The organism is Xanthomonas sp. WHRI 10207, from assembly GCF_040202975.1.
Lineage (GTDB): Bacteria > Pseudomonadota > Gammaproteobacteria > Xanthomonadales > Xanthomonadaceae > Xanthomonas.
In genome coordinates this window covers 360122-373195 of record NZ_JBEGDX010000003.1, presented here as the reverse complement: position 1 = coordinate 373195, position 13074 = coordinate 360122, and the positions used below count along the sequence as shown (strand labels likewise).

The following is a 13074-nucleotide window of genomic DNA, read 5'->3' as shown; positions in this document are numbered from 1 at the left end:
AGAGCCGGCCGAACAGCGCGGTCAATACGATTATCGGCGATTGAATTCGATAATCGCACAATTTCCATCTGGCAATAACGCTCCGACATTGTCTCCGGTGTATACATAACTTCGCTCGCAAGCAGACGCCAGCGCTGGAATGCGCGCTAACTGGTTGCCGGCCGACGCAGTGCGTCGATTCGTATCCCAGGTTGTATACAAAAACCCCAGGAGTCACGGTCATGTCCCAGTCCAAGCCGCTGTTTCCCCTCAACGCGTGGTATGCCGTCGCCTGGGACCACGAAATCAAGCACGCCCTGACGCCGCGCAAGGTCTGCAACCTGGAAGTGGTGGTCTACCGCACCACGGCCGGCGCAGTGGTCGCCCTGGAAGACGCTTGCTGGCACCGGCTGGTGCCGCTGTCGATGGGCAAGCTGCGCGGCGACGATGTGGTGTGCGGCTATCACGGCCTGGTCTACAACACTCAGGGCCGCTGCGTGCATATGCCCTCGCAGGAGACCATCAACCCGTCCGCCTGCGTGCGCAGTTTTCCGGTGGCCGAGAAGCATCGCTACGTGTGGATCTGGCCGGGCGACCCGGCCAAGGCCGACACCGCGCTCATCCCCGACCTGCATTGGGCGCACGACCCGGCCTGGGCCGGCGATGGACGCACCATTTACGCCAAGTGCGACTACCGATTGGTGCTGGATAACCTGATGGACCTGACCCACGAGACCTTCGTGCACGGGTCCAGCATCGGCCAGGACGAGATCGCCGAAGCGCCGTTCGATGTTGTGCATGGCGACCGCTCGGTGGTGGTCTCGCGCTGGATGCGCAACATCGACCCGCCGCCGTTCTGGGCCAGCCAGATTGCGAAACACCTGGATTACCACGGCAAGGTCGACCGCTGGCAGATCATCCGCTTCGAAGCGCCCGGCACCATCGCTATCGATGTCGGTGTAGCCATCACCGGCACCGGCGCGCCGGAGGGCGACCGCAGCCAGGGCGTCAACGGATACGTGCTCAATACGATTACGCCGGAGACCGACACCACCTGCCACTACTTCTGGGCGTTCATGCGCAACTACGCGCTGCACGATCAGTCGTTGACCACGCTCACCCGCGCCGGCGTCACCGGTGTGTTCGGCGAGGACGAGGCGATCCTGGAAGCGCAGCAACGCGCCATCGATGCGCACCCGGATCACGCCTTCTACAACCTCAACGTCGATTCCGGCGGCATGTGGGCACGGCGGGTGATCGATCGTCTGATTGCCCAGGAACAGCGCGCGCAGGATCTGTCGCTGCGCATGGTGGGCTGAGCGCAGCGCACAGGAGACCGCCATGCCACCGACCACACCGTTCCACAGCAGCGCCGCGCAGACCACCCGCGCGCTGCTCTCGCTGCGTGAGCTGATCCTCGACGGCACCCTGCCCTCTGGTGCGCGATTGTCCGAGCTGGCCGTGGTGCAACGGCTGGGCATGTCGCGCACGCCGGTACGTGCGGCATTGCAACGCCTGTGCGAAGAAGGCTTGGCCCGCGCGCTGCCGGGTGGCGGCTATGCGGTGCAGGCTTTCAGCGAGCGCGACGTGCACGACGCCATCGAACTGCGCGGCACGCTCGAAGGGCTGGCCGCACGCATGGCCGCCGAGCGCGGCGTCTCGCACGCGCAGCTTGCCCAGGCGCACACGTTGCTGGCGGAGATCGATACCATCGTCGGCACGCCACCGCAGGCCATCGACTTCGCCGCCTATGTCCAGGCCAATGCGCTGTTCCACGCCTTGCTGGTGGCGATGGCCGGCAGCGACGTGCTCGGCCGCGAACTCACCCGCGTGCTGCAGCTGCCCTTCGCCTCGCCCAATAGCCTGGTCATGGCACAGACCAGTGCTGCCGACGCGCATGTGATCCTGACCCTGGCACAGGACCAGCATCGCGAAGTCATTGCCGCCATCGAGCAGCGCCACGGCAGCCGCGCCGAAGCGCTGATGCGCGAGCACGCGCGTCTGGCGCACCGCAATTTACGCCACATCCTGCAAACCCCCGCGGCCATCGCCCAGGTGCGCGGCGGCGCACTGATCGGCCGCGCCCATGCATTCAACGCCGGCAGTGCCCGGCACGCTCTTCTGCCTGGAGTTCCTTATGCGTAAAGACACCCAATGGCATCGCGCCCATGTCGTCAGCATTGCCGACGCCTGCGACGGCGTGCGCGAAATCGTACTCGATCCGGGCACCGCAGCACGCACCTTCGAGGTGGGCAGCCACCTGGATTTTCGCGTGCAATTGCATGGCCGCAGCGATGTGCGCTCTTACTCGCTGGTGGGCGAGCCGCGTGCGGACGGGTATTACCAGATCGCGGTGCGGCAGATGCCGGACAGCCGTGGTGGCTCGCGGCATATGTGGACGCTGCAGCCCGGCGATGCGGTGGAGATCTCTCCCCCGAACAACAACTTTGCGCTGGACGAACGCGGCGAAGAAATCCTGTTGATCGCCGGCGGTATCGGCATCACACCGATCCTGGGCATGGCGCAGCGGCTGGCGCAGCGGCACCAGGCGTTCCGCCTGCTGTATGTCGGGCGCTCGCGCAGCGCGATGGCCTACGTGGACCAGTTGGAAGCGCTGCTCGGCGCGCGCCTGCAGCTCCATTGCGACGATGCTGACGGCCCGCCCGATCTTGCCGCCGAACTAGCGCGGCTGTCGCCCAATGCCGAGGTCTATGTGTGCGGGCCGTTGGGGATGCTGGAAGCGGTGCGCCAACACTGGCATGCCGGCGGTCGCCCGCGCGCGCGGTTGCATTTTGAAACCTTCGGCAATAGTGGCCGGGTGCCGGCGCAGGCGTTCGTGGTCAAGCTGCCCGGGCTCGGCCTGGAAGTACCGGTGGCCGAAAACGAATCGATGCTCGATGCCCTGGCCGATGCCGGGGTGGAGCTGATTGCCGAATGCCGTCGTGGCGAATGCGGGTTGTGCGTGGTGGAGGTACTCGACAGCGCGGCCGATATCGATCACCGCGATGTGTTCTTCAGCGACGAGCAACGCCGCGAAAATCGCAAGCTGTGCGCCTGCGTGTCGCGTGCGGTGGGCGGCAGCATCAGTATCGATACCGGCTACCGCGGCGGGCTGGGCTGAGCGTAGCCGTCATGCTGACCGCGCCCGCCATTGCGCCGGCGCGGTACTGCTGAACTCGCCATGCGCCGTGCAGCGGCGCAAAGCGATCGGTCCGCTTGGCGGGCCAAGGCCTGCAGCCGCTGTGCTTGCATCCTCACGCGCATGCGCGATCATCTGCGCATGGAGTCAACTCACTACAGGACTGTCCCGGCGCCGGCCTTGAACCCGCGCCAGGAGCAATTGGTGGCGCTGGTGCGGCAGCAGGGCTTTGCCGATGTCGAAGGCCTGGCCACGCGCTTTGAGGTCACCCCGCAAACCATTCGGCGCGATCTGACCTTGCTGTGCGATGCCGGCGTGCTGCGTCGCTACCACGGCGGCGTCAGCATGCCATCCAGCGTAGAAAACCTGGCCTACACCGCGCGCAAGGCGCTGCAGGCACGCGAAAAGCAGCACATCGCCACGCACGTCGCGCGCTTCATTCCCGACGACGCCTCGCTGTTCATCAACCTCGGCACCACCAACGAAGAGGTCGCGCGCGCATTGCTGCAGCATCGCGGCCTGCGCGTGATCACCAACAACCTCAACGTGGCGGTGATGCTCAGCGCCAACCCCAGTTTCGAAGTGATCGTGGCCGGCGGCGTGGTGCGCGGGCGCGACCAGGGCGTGACCGGCGAGGCCACGGTGGAGCTGATCCGTCAGTTCAAGGTGGACTTCGGGGTGATCGGCATTTCCGGGATCGATCTGGACGGCACCCTGCTGGATTTCGATTACCAGGAAGTGCGGGTGGCACAGGCCATCATCGAGCACTCGCGCCAGGTGGTGCTCGCTGCCGACCACAGCAAGTTCGGCCGCAACGCCATGGTGCGGCTGGGCGCCATCGCACAGGTGCACGACTGGTTCACTGACCGACCGCCGCCGCAGGAACTGGCCAGCGTGCTGGCCGAGGCCGGCACCCGGGTGCACCTAGCGAGCGCGACCGACGCCGGCTGAGAGATTGTTCGTTTAAGTACGTTTGCGATACGCAGGTGACGTCCCGGCCCCTTAATTGATTCATTTAATCAATGAATTATCAATTTTCGATGGGCCGCATGACCTGAAAACCCTTTCACTCAAGGGCATCCACGTCTTCACGTTCCGAAAAGGTTCGATGTTCGAATATGTTCGAACATGAAAACTTAGGTTCGCTCCTCAGCGCACCTGGACGGAGATACCGATGGGCGAGACGTACGATCTTCTGGTGGTAGGCGGCGGCATCAACGGGGTCGGCATCGCCCGCGATGCGGCCGGGCGCGGTCTGTCGGTGTGTCTCTGCGAGCAGGACGATCTTGCCTCGCATACCAGTAGCGCCAGCACCAAACTCATCCATGGCGGCCTGCGCTATCTGGAGCAATACGAGTTCGCGCTGGTCGGCAAGGCACTGGCCGAGCGCGAAGTGCTGTTGCGCCTGGCCCCGCACATCATCTGGCCGCTGCGCTTTTTGTTGCCGCATCAGCCGCATTTGCGCCCGGCCTGGATGATCCGCGCCGGCTTGTTCCTGTACGACCACCTTGGCGGCAGCAAGCGCAGCCTGCCGCGCTCGCGCAGGCTGTCGCTGCGCACACACCCGGTCGGGCAGCCGTTGCGGGAATCGCTGCGCACCGGCTTCGTCTATTCCGATGCCTGGGTGCAGGACGCGCGCTTGGTGGTGCTCAATGCGATGGATGCCGCCAAGCGCGGCGCCAAGATCCACACCCGCACGCGCTGCGTGGGTGCCTGGCGCGATGCCGGTTTCTGGTACGCCGAGCTCGAAGACCGCGACGGCCGCCGCCGCACCGTGCAGGCGCGCGCACTGGCCAATGCGGCCGGGCCGTGGGCGGTGTCGTTCCTGGACAAGGTGGCGGCGGTGCCGCATCAGCATGCGCTGCGCCTGGTCAAGGGCAGCCATATCGTGGTGCCCAAGCTGTTCGATCACGATCACGCCTACATCTTCCAGCAACCGGACCGGCGCATCGTATTCGCCATCCCGTACGAGCATGACTTCACCTTGATCGGCACCACCGATGTCGACTACGAGGCCGACCCCGCCGCACCCAAGATCGACGCGGCCGAGGTGCAGTACCTGTGCGATGCGGTGAACCTGTATTTCCAGCAGCAGATCAGCCCGCAGGACGTGGTGTGGAATTACAGCGGTGTGCGTCCGTTGCTGGACGATGCTGAAGACAATGCCGCCGAAGTGACCCGCGACTATCAACTGGAAGTCATCAACGACGGCGCGCCGCTGCTCAACGTGTTCGGCGGCAAGTTGACCACCTACCGCAAGCTCGCCGAAGAGGCGGTCGACCGGCTCACCCATGTGCTGGGCGTCCGCAAGCCGGCATGGACCGCGCGCGGCGACGCGCTGCCGGGCGGTGAACAACGCGATATCGCCAGCCTGCTCGAACGTGTGCGCAGCACGCGCCCCTGGTTGCCTGCCGCCACCGCGCAGCGGCTGGTGCGCAATTACGGCACCTGTGCAGAGCAACTGTTGGGCGATGCGCAGAATGTGGCCGGCCTGGGCACGCACTTCGGCGCAGACCTGTATCAGGCCGAGGTGGACTACCTGCGTCAACACGAATGGGCGCAGACCGCCGACGATATCCTGTGGCGTCGCAGCAAACTCGGGCTGCGGATCGATGCAGCCGGACGTGCGCGGCTGGAAGACTATCTGCAGACGCAGGCGCCCCAACCAGCCGATGCCGCAACTGTTTGAACACACCGCGTTGCCGGCGAGGACGGGTCGTCCGGCAACGTATCCTGGCGCACTGCCTGCATCACCCTGTGGAGGGCACCCCCGATGAGCACGACCCACTCCCCCTGCGCGCCAACGCGCGCGTCGCAATCTCCTGTTCGTCGCAATGACCTGCTCGCGGGCCTGCGCGCATGAGCCGTCAACTCGTGGGTGAGTTGATTTCCGAAGCGATCGCGATGTTCATCATCATCGCGCTCGGCGATTCGGTCGCGGCGATGTACATCCTCTACGACCCCAGTCCTTACCAAAACGCCTATTGGGGCGTGTGTATCGCCTGGGGCCTGGCGGTGACGCTGGCGATCTACGTGACCGGCTTGGTGTCGGGCACGCACGCCAACCCGGCGGTCACGCTAGCGCTGGCGCTATTCCGCGATTTTTCGTGGAAGAAGGTAGTGCCGTACTGGATTGCGCAGGTCATCGGCGCCTTCCTGGGCGCGGCCATCGTCTATCAGTTGTACGGGCCGGTGATCGACCATTTCAACCAGGTGCAGCAGCTCACTCGCGAAGCCGGCGGTGCGGCGGGTGTGTTCTTCACCGCGCCCGGTCTTGCGGTCACCCCGATGCATGCGCTGGTCGACCAGATCATCATCACCGCGTTCCTGATCTTTGGCATCTTCGCCATCACCGAGCGCTTCAACGAAGCCGCGCCGGGCGCCAATTCCGGCGCATTGATGATCGGCCTGCTGGTGGCAACGCTGGGTGCGTCGATGGGCTATCTGGAAGCGTGGGCGATGAATCCGGCGCGCGATTTCGGCCCGCGTCTGTTCGCGTATTTCGCCGGCTGGGGTGAGGCGGCGTTGCCGGCCAAGGACAATTACTGGTGGATCCCGATCGTCGGCCCGTTGATCGGTGGGCCGATCGGCGCACTGGCCTACCAGTGGCTGATCCTGCCGTTCCTGCCGGCGCGCGTGCGTCATCTGCAGGGCGACACCGCGCCGCTGGATCCGCGCTAGTCGCCGCGCAGTGAATCGACCACCACGACGATGCGCGGGCCGCCGCTAACCGGCAGCCCGCACATCGCTCCCAGGCTGCACCGACCACTCTCGCCGCGCGCCAATGCCGGCATTGTTTGAGGAATCTTCGATGGAAAAGCAATACGTCCTTGCGATCGATCAGGGCACCACCAGCTCGCGCGCGATGTTGTTCGATCGCCAGGGCAAGGTGGCCGGTGTGGCGCAGCGCGAATTCGGGCAGATCTTCCCGCAGCCGGGCTGGGTGGAACACAACCCGCGCGAAATCATGACCAGCGTCTACACCACCATTACCGAGCTGCTCAACAACGCGCAGATCGATGCGCGCTCGATCGCCGGCATCGGCATCACCAACCAGCGCGAAACCGCGGTGGTGTGGGACAAGGCCACCGGCCAGCCGATCTACAACGCCATCGTGTGGCAATCGCGGCAGACCAAGGACATCTGCACCCAGCTCAAGGAAGCCGGCCATGAGCAGATGGTGCGCGACAAGACCGGGCTGCTGATCGATGCGTATTTTTCCGGCACCAAGGTCAAGTGGATTCTCGATCACGTGGAAGGCGCACGCGAGCGCGCGCGCAACGGCGAACTGGCTTTCGGCACCATCGACAGCTGGCTGATCTGGAACCTCACCGGCGGCAAGGTGCACGTGACCGATTACACCAACGCCTCGCGCACCATGATGTTCAACATCCACACCCTGGAATGGGATGCGGAGCTGCTGGAGATGCTGGACGTACCGGCGCAGATGCTGCCGGAGGTGCGCTCCTCCAGCGAGGTCTATGGCATGACCCAAACCCAGTATTTCTACGGCGAGCAGGTGCCCATCGCAGGCATCGCCGGTGACCAGCAGGCGGCGTTGTTCGGCCAGGCGTGTTTTGAGCCGGGCATGGCGAAAAACACCTATGGCACCGGCTGTTTCATGCTGATGAATACCGGCGACAAGGCGGTGATCTCCAAGGCCGGCCTGTTGACCACCATTGCCTGGGGTATCGATGGCAAGGTCGAGTACGCGCTGGAAGGCGCGATCTTCGTCGCCGGCTCGGTGGTGCAGTGGTTGCGCGACGGCTTGCGCATGCTGGGCAAGGCCAGCGACTCGCAGGCCTATGCCGAACGCGCTGGCGATAACGATGGCGTCTACCTGGTACCAGCCTTCGTCGGCCTGGGCGCACCGTATTGGCGCAGCGATATCCGTGGTGCGGTGTTCGGCCTGACCCGTGGCACCAGCAAGGAGCACTTCGTGCGCGCGGCGGTCGAATCCATGGCGTATCAGACCCGCGATGTGCTGACCGCGATGCAGAGCGATTCGGGCATCGAGTTGAAGGAACTGCGTGCCGACGGCGGCGCGATCGCCAACGATTTCATGGCGCAATTCCAGAGCGACATTCTCAACGTGCCGGTGCTGCGCCCGGAAGTGGCCGAAACCACCGCGCTCGGTGCGGCGTATCTGGCAGGTCTTGCAACCGGCTTCTGGAGCAGCCGCGAAGAAATCGCCAAGCAATGGGCGGTGGATCGACGCTTCGAACCGGCCATGGCCGAGGACAAGCGCGAGCAACTGTATGCCGGTTGGCAGCAGGCGGTGGAAGCGACGATGGGCTTTAAGATCAGCTAAGCGACTGCGCCTGATAGCGGCCGCCGGCGTGCGTCCTGCTGCAATGTTTGCTGGTTACCCAACGCATCTATCGCCGGCCTGCACCGTGCAGGCCGGCGATACGTCACACGATTACTGACCGCTGGTATTTGCGCGGCCGGCAATGGTGTCCGGGTCCCAATGTTCCTTGATCAGACCCTTTTCGATACGGAACATGTCGAACCAGGTGGTGGTATAGGTCTTGCCCGGGTTACGCGGGTCCGGCAGCGTGCGCACCGACACCAGCGTGACCAGATCGCCATCGGCGGTGATGGCCACCAACGGCAACTGCACGCGCGGCTGCACCGGGGTGGGCCTCACGAAAGCGGTCAGAAATGCAATGAAGGCATCGCGCCCGTTGGCGACATTCGGGTTGTGCTGGATGTAGTTCTTGTCCATGTACATCGGCGCGTACTGCACCTGCCCCGCTTCGAACACGATGCGCCAGAAGTCGTAGACCAGGCGCTTGTTGGCGGTCTCGTACCAATTTGAACCGAGCAGCATCTTCTGGTGATTGGTATTTTCAGTGACGGCGGTCTGCGCGAACGCCGCCATCGGTGCGACCAGCATGATCAGCAACAAGGCGCGGGAAACAATCTTTTTCATGGGGCTCTCCTGGGAGGAAACGGGTCGCGCGCTCGCGGGGGAGTTGGCGCACGGCTCGCTATTGGGGGAATGACGCGTCCTTGCATGGACAGCAACCGCCACGCGTCCATGCCACCCTACCGAGCACATCCGCTGCTGCGCTAGCCACCCGGAAGTGCACCAGGGCACTTCAAAACTGCCTGGTGATAAAAGAATTACCTTCGAAATGGCTGCGTCAGGCCCCGGCCAATTCGGCCATCGGCAGCCCCGCATAGTTCTCCGCGATGGTCGCGCGGCCGGCGTCGCTGCCCAGCAAATACTCCAGCTCGGCCTGGCGGATGCGTGCAGTAAAGGCATCCTCGTCGTCGAAGGTGTGCAGCAGCGTGGTCATCCACCACGAAAACCGCTCGGCCTTCCACACCCGCTGCAGCGCCAGGGACGAGTACTGCTGCAATACGTCGGCATCGCCAGATGCCTTCCAACGCGCGAACAACTGCGCGAGCAGGCCGACATCGGCCAACGCCAGGTTCAGCCCCTTGGCGCCGGTGGGCGGCACGATATGCGCGGCATCGCCGGCCAGAAACAGGCGGCCGTATTGCATCGGTTCGGCGACGAAGCTACGCAGCGGCGCGATGCTTTTTTCGATCGATGGGCCGGTGACCAATTGTTCGGCCAATGCTGCCGGCAAGCGTGCGCGCAACGCATCCCAGAACGCCGCATCGCTCCAGGCTTCCACGCGGGCGTCTGCCGGCACCTGCACGTAGTAGCGCGTGCGGGTGGGCGAGCGCATCGAGCACAACGCAAAGCCGAGCCGATGACGCGCGTAGATCAGCTCATCGTGTACCGGCGGCGTATCGGCCAGCACGCCTAACCAGCCGAACGGATAGACGCGCTCGAACAGGCGCATGCGCTCGGCCGGGATGCTGGCGCGGCTGACACCATGAAAGCCGTCGCAGCCGACGATGTAGTCGCAGGCAACGCGCAGGCGGGCACCGTGATGCGTGAACTCGACGCTGGGTGCGGCACTATCCAACGCGTGCAGGGTGACGTCGCGTGCGTCGTAGTAGGTGGGCGCACCGCTGCGCTGACGCGCCTGCATCAGATCGGCGGTGACTTCGGTCTGGCCATATACCGTGACGCCGCGGCCGCAGCCGCGCAGCAGATCGATGCGCTCACGCTGGCCATCGAGCGATAGTTCGAAGCCGTGATGCGGCAGCCCTTCGCGCTGCACGCGCTCGCCGACACCGGCGCGTTGCAGCAGCTCCACACTGCCCTGCTCCAGCACACCGGCGCGGATGCGCCCCACCACGTGTTCCGGGGTCTGCCGTTCGACGATGAGGGTGTCGATGCCGGCGCGCAGCAACAGCTCGCCCAGCAGCAGCCCGGATGGCCCGGCACCGATGATTGCAACCTGCGTCCGCATGGGGCGCTCCTGCCTTTAATGATCAGACCTGCAGTGTCGGTAGCCAACCGCTGCCATTGAAGGGATGATTGCAGGCAGTACTTGGACTTTTCGACGATGCCCACTCGCACGCACCACACTGCTGCAGTCGCTGCTGTTCCTGCGTTCGGCCTGTACGGCGAGCGGCACGCCGATGCGCCGGAGTTGTTGCATTGGGAGTCGATCGCCGCACGCAGCCGGCTGCATGACTGGCACATCACCCCGCACCGGCATGAAGATCTGGCGCAGCTGCTGTATGTGCAGCGCGGGCCGGCGACCCTGCAACTGGATGGACGCACCCAACGTCTGCGGGGCGCTACCGTGGTATGGCTGCCGCCGCTGTGCGTGCACGGGTTCGCGTTCGACCCGCAGGTGCGCGGGCACATCATCACCTTGTGCATGCCGCTGGTGCGCGACGCCCTGAGCGCTGCACCGCTACTGCAATCCAGCCTGGCGACGCCGGCAGTGCTGCCGGTCAGACCCTCGCAACGCCTGCTCGATGTGCTGTTCGGCAGCATCGCCGACGACCACGCGCATCAGCGCGTCGGGCACGAGGCCGCATTGCAGGCCGCAGCAACGCAACTGGTGATCTGGACCGCACGCGCTGCGCTGCAGGGCCTGCAAGACGCGGCCGTGGCCAACGCGCAAGCCGATCCGGCCCTGCGGCATCTGCGCGCCTATCAAGCCTTGATCGACCAGCACTACCGCGCACACTGGCCGATCTCCCGCTACGCCGACCAGCTGGGACTGACGCCAGGCCACCTCACTGCGTTGTGTAGACGGCTGGCCAATGCGTCCGCATTGGAACTATTGCAGCGCCGGATCATGCTCGAAGCACGTCGCAACCTGCGCTACACCAGCCTGAGCGTGCAGCAGATTGCCGCAGCGCTTGGATTTTTCGACGCTGCGTATTTCAGCCGCTACTTCGCGCGGCAGGCAGGCTGCTCGCCGACGCGTTTTCGCACCGGCGAGTGAGTCGATGAAGCGCCGCCGAGCCGGCGGCACGAAAACGTCGCCACAAGCTCGGCACTGACACAGCGACACAACCCGCCATGTCTTGGAGCTGCGCCGGGACCAGCTAGCCGATCCCGGCGCCTGCCATCAGAACGGGTACTGCGGTACCTCGTTCTTGATCGTCAGCCACTGCCAGTGCGTGTACTGCTCCCAATCAGCAGGGCCACCGACGCTGGTGCCGTTGCCGGATGCGCCGGTGCCGCCGAATGGATTGATCACCTCGTCCACCACGGTCTGGTCGTTGATATGCAGCAGCCCTGTATGCAGGCGTTCGCCCAGGGCCAGCGCGCGCGACACCGACGCCGACATGATGCCGGCGGCCAGACCATACTCGCTGTGGTTGGCCATTTCCGCGGCTTCTTCGTCGGTATCGAACACGGTGATGTTGATCACCGGCCCGAACACCTCTTCATCGAACACGCGCATACCGGGGCGCACGTTGGACAGCACGGTGGCCGCGTAGAACAGCCCCTCGTTGGTCGCGCCGGCTTCCACCACGGCACCGGCAGCGACGCTGTCGGTGACGATATCGATCACGCGTTGCAGCTGGCGCTGGTCGATGATCGGGCCCAATGCCACGGTGCCGCTGACCGGGTCGCCCACCGGCAGATGCCGCGCTTTTTCCGCCAGACGCTGGGTCAGCGCATCCGCCACGCTGCGCTGTACCAGCACCCGTCCGGTGGCCATGCAGATCTGGCCCTGATGCAGGTAAGCACCAAAGGCAATCGCCGATGCAGCGCGGTCTAGATCCGCGTCGTCGAGCACAATCACTGCGTTGTTGCCGCCGAGTTCCAGCGCCACTTTTTTCAGATGTCGCCCGGCAATTTCGCCGATGCGGCGGCCAGCGGCAGTGGAGCCGGTAAAGGCGATCATCGGAACATCCGGCGCTTCTACCAACGCCTGACCGATCTGCGCATCGCCGTGCAGCACATGCAGCAAGCCCTTCGGCAGGCCCGCTTCTTCCAGCACCTGCGCAATGATCACACCACCGGTGTACGGCGTGCGCGGGTCGGGTTTAAGGATGACCGCATTGCCCATCGCCAATGCCGGTGCAACCGAGCGCAGCGACAGAATCAGCGGAAAGTTGAACGGAGAAATCACCGCTACCACGCCCAACGGCAGATGACGGGCAAGGCTGAGCTGGCCCGCGCCGGTCGGCAGCACCTGCCCAACCGCCTGCAACGGCAGGCCGGCGGACTGCTGGTAGAACACCACAGCTTCATCGACTTCGCGCTGCGCCTTGGGCAGGATGCCGCCGGTTTCGCGTGCGATCAGCAACGCGGCTTCGGCACTGCGTGCCTGCATCACCTGTGCAGCGCGATGGAAGATCGCAGCACGCTCGCGTGGCGCGGTAGCGGCCCAGGCGCGCTGCGCCTGTTTGGCCTGTGCCACAGCGGCGGCAACATCGGCCAGATCGGCCTTGCTCACCTCGTGCAACAAACCGCCGGTGGCCGGCTCATAGATCGGCAACGCGCCGCCGTGGCCGGGCACCCAATCGCCATTGAAGATGCAGCCGTGCCAAGCGGGTGTCGCGGTCGCAGCGACCGCTGCGCTGGGAAGAGCATTCATGGTCTAGCTCCTGCTAAA

11 protein-coding genes are annotated in these 13074 nt (G+C 64.9%); 8 read left to right on the top strand and 3 right to left on the bottom strand.

Features of this window, described 5'->3' with window-relative positions; all coding sequences use genetic code 11:
• The first annotated feature begins 221 nt into the window (after window positions 1-221).
• The 7 genes from ABQU90_RS12100 (at window position 222) to glpK (ending at window position 8429) form a co-directional block, all read left to right on the top strand.
• Window positions 222-1298 (top strand): aromatic ring-hydroxylating dioxygenase subunit alpha, encoded by a 1077-nt coding sequence (locus tag ABQU90_RS12100; protein WP_323521093.1) that lies wholly within the window; start codon window positions 222-224, stop codon window positions 1296-1298.
• 22 nt (window positions 1299-1320) lie between these two features.
• Window positions 1321-2124, top strand: coding sequence for a GntR family transcriptional regulator (locus tag ABQU90_RS12095; protein ID WP_323521092.1), 804 nt, complete (start codon window positions 1321-1323; stop codon window positions 2122-2124).
• Window positions 2117-3100 carry a PDR/VanB family oxidoreductase gene (locus tag ABQU90_RS12090; RefSeq protein ID WP_323521091.1) on the top strand — a complete coding sequence of 328 codons (984 nt, stop codon included), beginning with the start codon at window positions 2117-2119 and terminating at the stop codon, window positions 3098-3100. The genes ABQU90_RS12095 and ABQU90_RS12090 overlap by 8 nt, the downstream gene beginning before the upstream one ends.
• A 141-nt stretch (window positions 3101-3241) precedes the next feature.
• The gene (locus ABQU90_RS12085) at window positions 3242-4069 is read left to right on the top strand and encodes a DeoR/GlpR family DNA-binding transcription regulator (RefSeq protein WP_055853396.1); all 828 of its coding nucleotides are present in this window, start codon (window positions 3242-3244) and stop codon (window positions 4067-4069) included.
• Between the two features lie 223 nt (window positions 4070-4292).
• The gene (glpD, locus tag ABQU90_RS12080; protein WP_323521090.1) at window positions 4293-5807 is read left to right on the top strand and encodes a glycerol-3-phosphate dehydrogenase; all 1515 of its coding nucleotides are present in this window, start codon (window positions 4293-4295) and stop codon (window positions 5805-5807) included.
• A 170-nt stretch (window positions 5808-5977) separates the two neighbouring features.
• Window positions 5978-6799, top strand: a complete 822-nt coding sequence (locus ABQU90_RS12075; protein ID WP_323521089.1) for an MIP/aquaporin family protein — start codon at window positions 5978-5980, stop codon at window positions 6797-6799.
• A 130-nt stretch (window positions 6800-6929) separates the two neighbouring features.
• On the top strand, window positions 6930-8429 hold the full coding sequence (glpK, locus tag ABQU90_RS12070; protein ID WP_115512812.1) for a glycerol kinase GlpK: 1500 nt from the start codon (window positions 6930-6932) through the stop codon (window positions 8427-8429).
• A 111-nt stretch (window positions 8430-8540) separates the two neighbouring features.
• On the opposite strand, the gene ABQU90_RS12065 is transcribed toward glpK, so the two are convergent.
• Together ABQU90_RS12065 and pobA are read right to left on the bottom strand one after the other, a co-directional pair.
• Complete coding sequence (locus tag ABQU90_RS12065) at window positions 8541-9053, bottom strand: nuclear transport factor 2 family protein (protein ID WP_055853403.1); 513 nt, start codon at window positions 9051-9053, stop codon at window positions 8541-8543.
• A 214-nt stretch (window positions 9054-9267) separates the two neighbouring features.
• Window positions 9268-10455 (bottom strand): 4-hydroxybenzoate 3-monooxygenase, encoded by a 1188-nt coding sequence (gene pobA, locus ABQU90_RS12060; protein ID WP_323521088.1) that lies wholly within the window; start codon window positions 10453-10455, stop codon window positions 9268-9270.
• Between the two features lie 96 nt (window positions 10456-10551).
• On the opposite strand from pobA, the gene ABQU90_RS12055 reads away from it, so the two are divergent.
• Window positions 10552-11448: a helix-turn-helix domain-containing protein gene (locus ABQU90_RS12055; RefSeq protein ID WP_323521087.1), complete on the top strand. Its 897-nt coding sequence runs from the start codon at window positions 10552-10554 to the stop codon at window positions 11446-11448.
• A 126-nt stretch (window positions 11449-11574) separates the two neighbouring features.
• Here ABQU90_RS12055 and ABQU90_RS12050 read toward each other — a convergent pair whose 3' ends face one another.
• Entirely contained in the window at window positions 11575-13056 is a 1482-nt protein-coding gene (locus ABQU90_RS12050) for a benzaldehyde dehydrogenase (RefSeq protein WP_115526830.1), read from the bottom strand.
• Between the last annotated feature and the right edge of the window lie 18 nt (window positions 13057-13074).

Excerpts from the sequence above, each read along its gene's own strand:
- ABQU90_RS12100 (WP_323521093.1), top strand. The coding sequence starts at position 222 with ATGTCCCAGTCCAAGCCGCTGTTTCCCCTCAACGCGTGGTATGCCGTC.
- ABQU90_RS12095 (WP_323521092.1), top strand. The coding sequence starts at position 1,321 with ATGCCACCGACCACACCGTTCCACAGCAGCGCCGCGCAGACCACCCGC.
- ABQU90_RS12090 (WP_323521091.1), top strand. The coding sequence starts at position 2,117 with ATGCGTAAAGACACCCAATGGCATCGCGCCCATGTCGTCAGCATTGCC.
- ABQU90_RS12085 (WP_055853396.1), top strand. The coding sequence starts at position 3,242 with ATGCGCGATCATCTGCGCATGGAGTCAACTCACTACAGGACTGTCCCG.
- glpD (WP_323521090.1), top strand. The coding sequence starts at position 4,293 with ATGGGCGAGACGTACGATCTTCTGGTGGTAGGCGGCGGCATCAACGGG.
- ABQU90_RS12075 (WP_323521089.1), top strand. The coding sequence starts at position 5,978 with ATGAGCCGTCAACTCGTGGGTGAGTTGATTTCCGAAGCGATCGCGATG.
- glpK (WP_115512812.1), top strand. The coding sequence starts at position 6,930 with ATGGAAAAGCAATACGTCCTTGCGATCGATCAGGGCACCACCAGCTCG.
- ABQU90_RS12065 (WP_055853403.1), bottom strand. The coding sequence starts at position 9,053 with ATGAAAAAGATTGTTTCCCGCGCCTTGTTGCTGATCATGCTGGTCGCA.
- pobA (WP_323521088.1), bottom strand. The coding sequence starts at position 10,455 with ATGCGGACGCAGGTTGCAATCATCGGTGCCGGGCCATCCGGGCTGCTG.
- ABQU90_RS12055 (WP_323521087.1), top strand. The coding sequence starts at position 10,552 with ATGCCCACTCGCACGCACCACACTGCTGCAGTCGCTGCTGTTCCTGCG.
- ABQU90_RS12050 (WP_115526830.1), bottom strand. The coding sequence starts at position 13,056 with ATGAATGCTCTTCCCAGCGCAGCGGTCGCTGCGACCGCGACACCCGCT.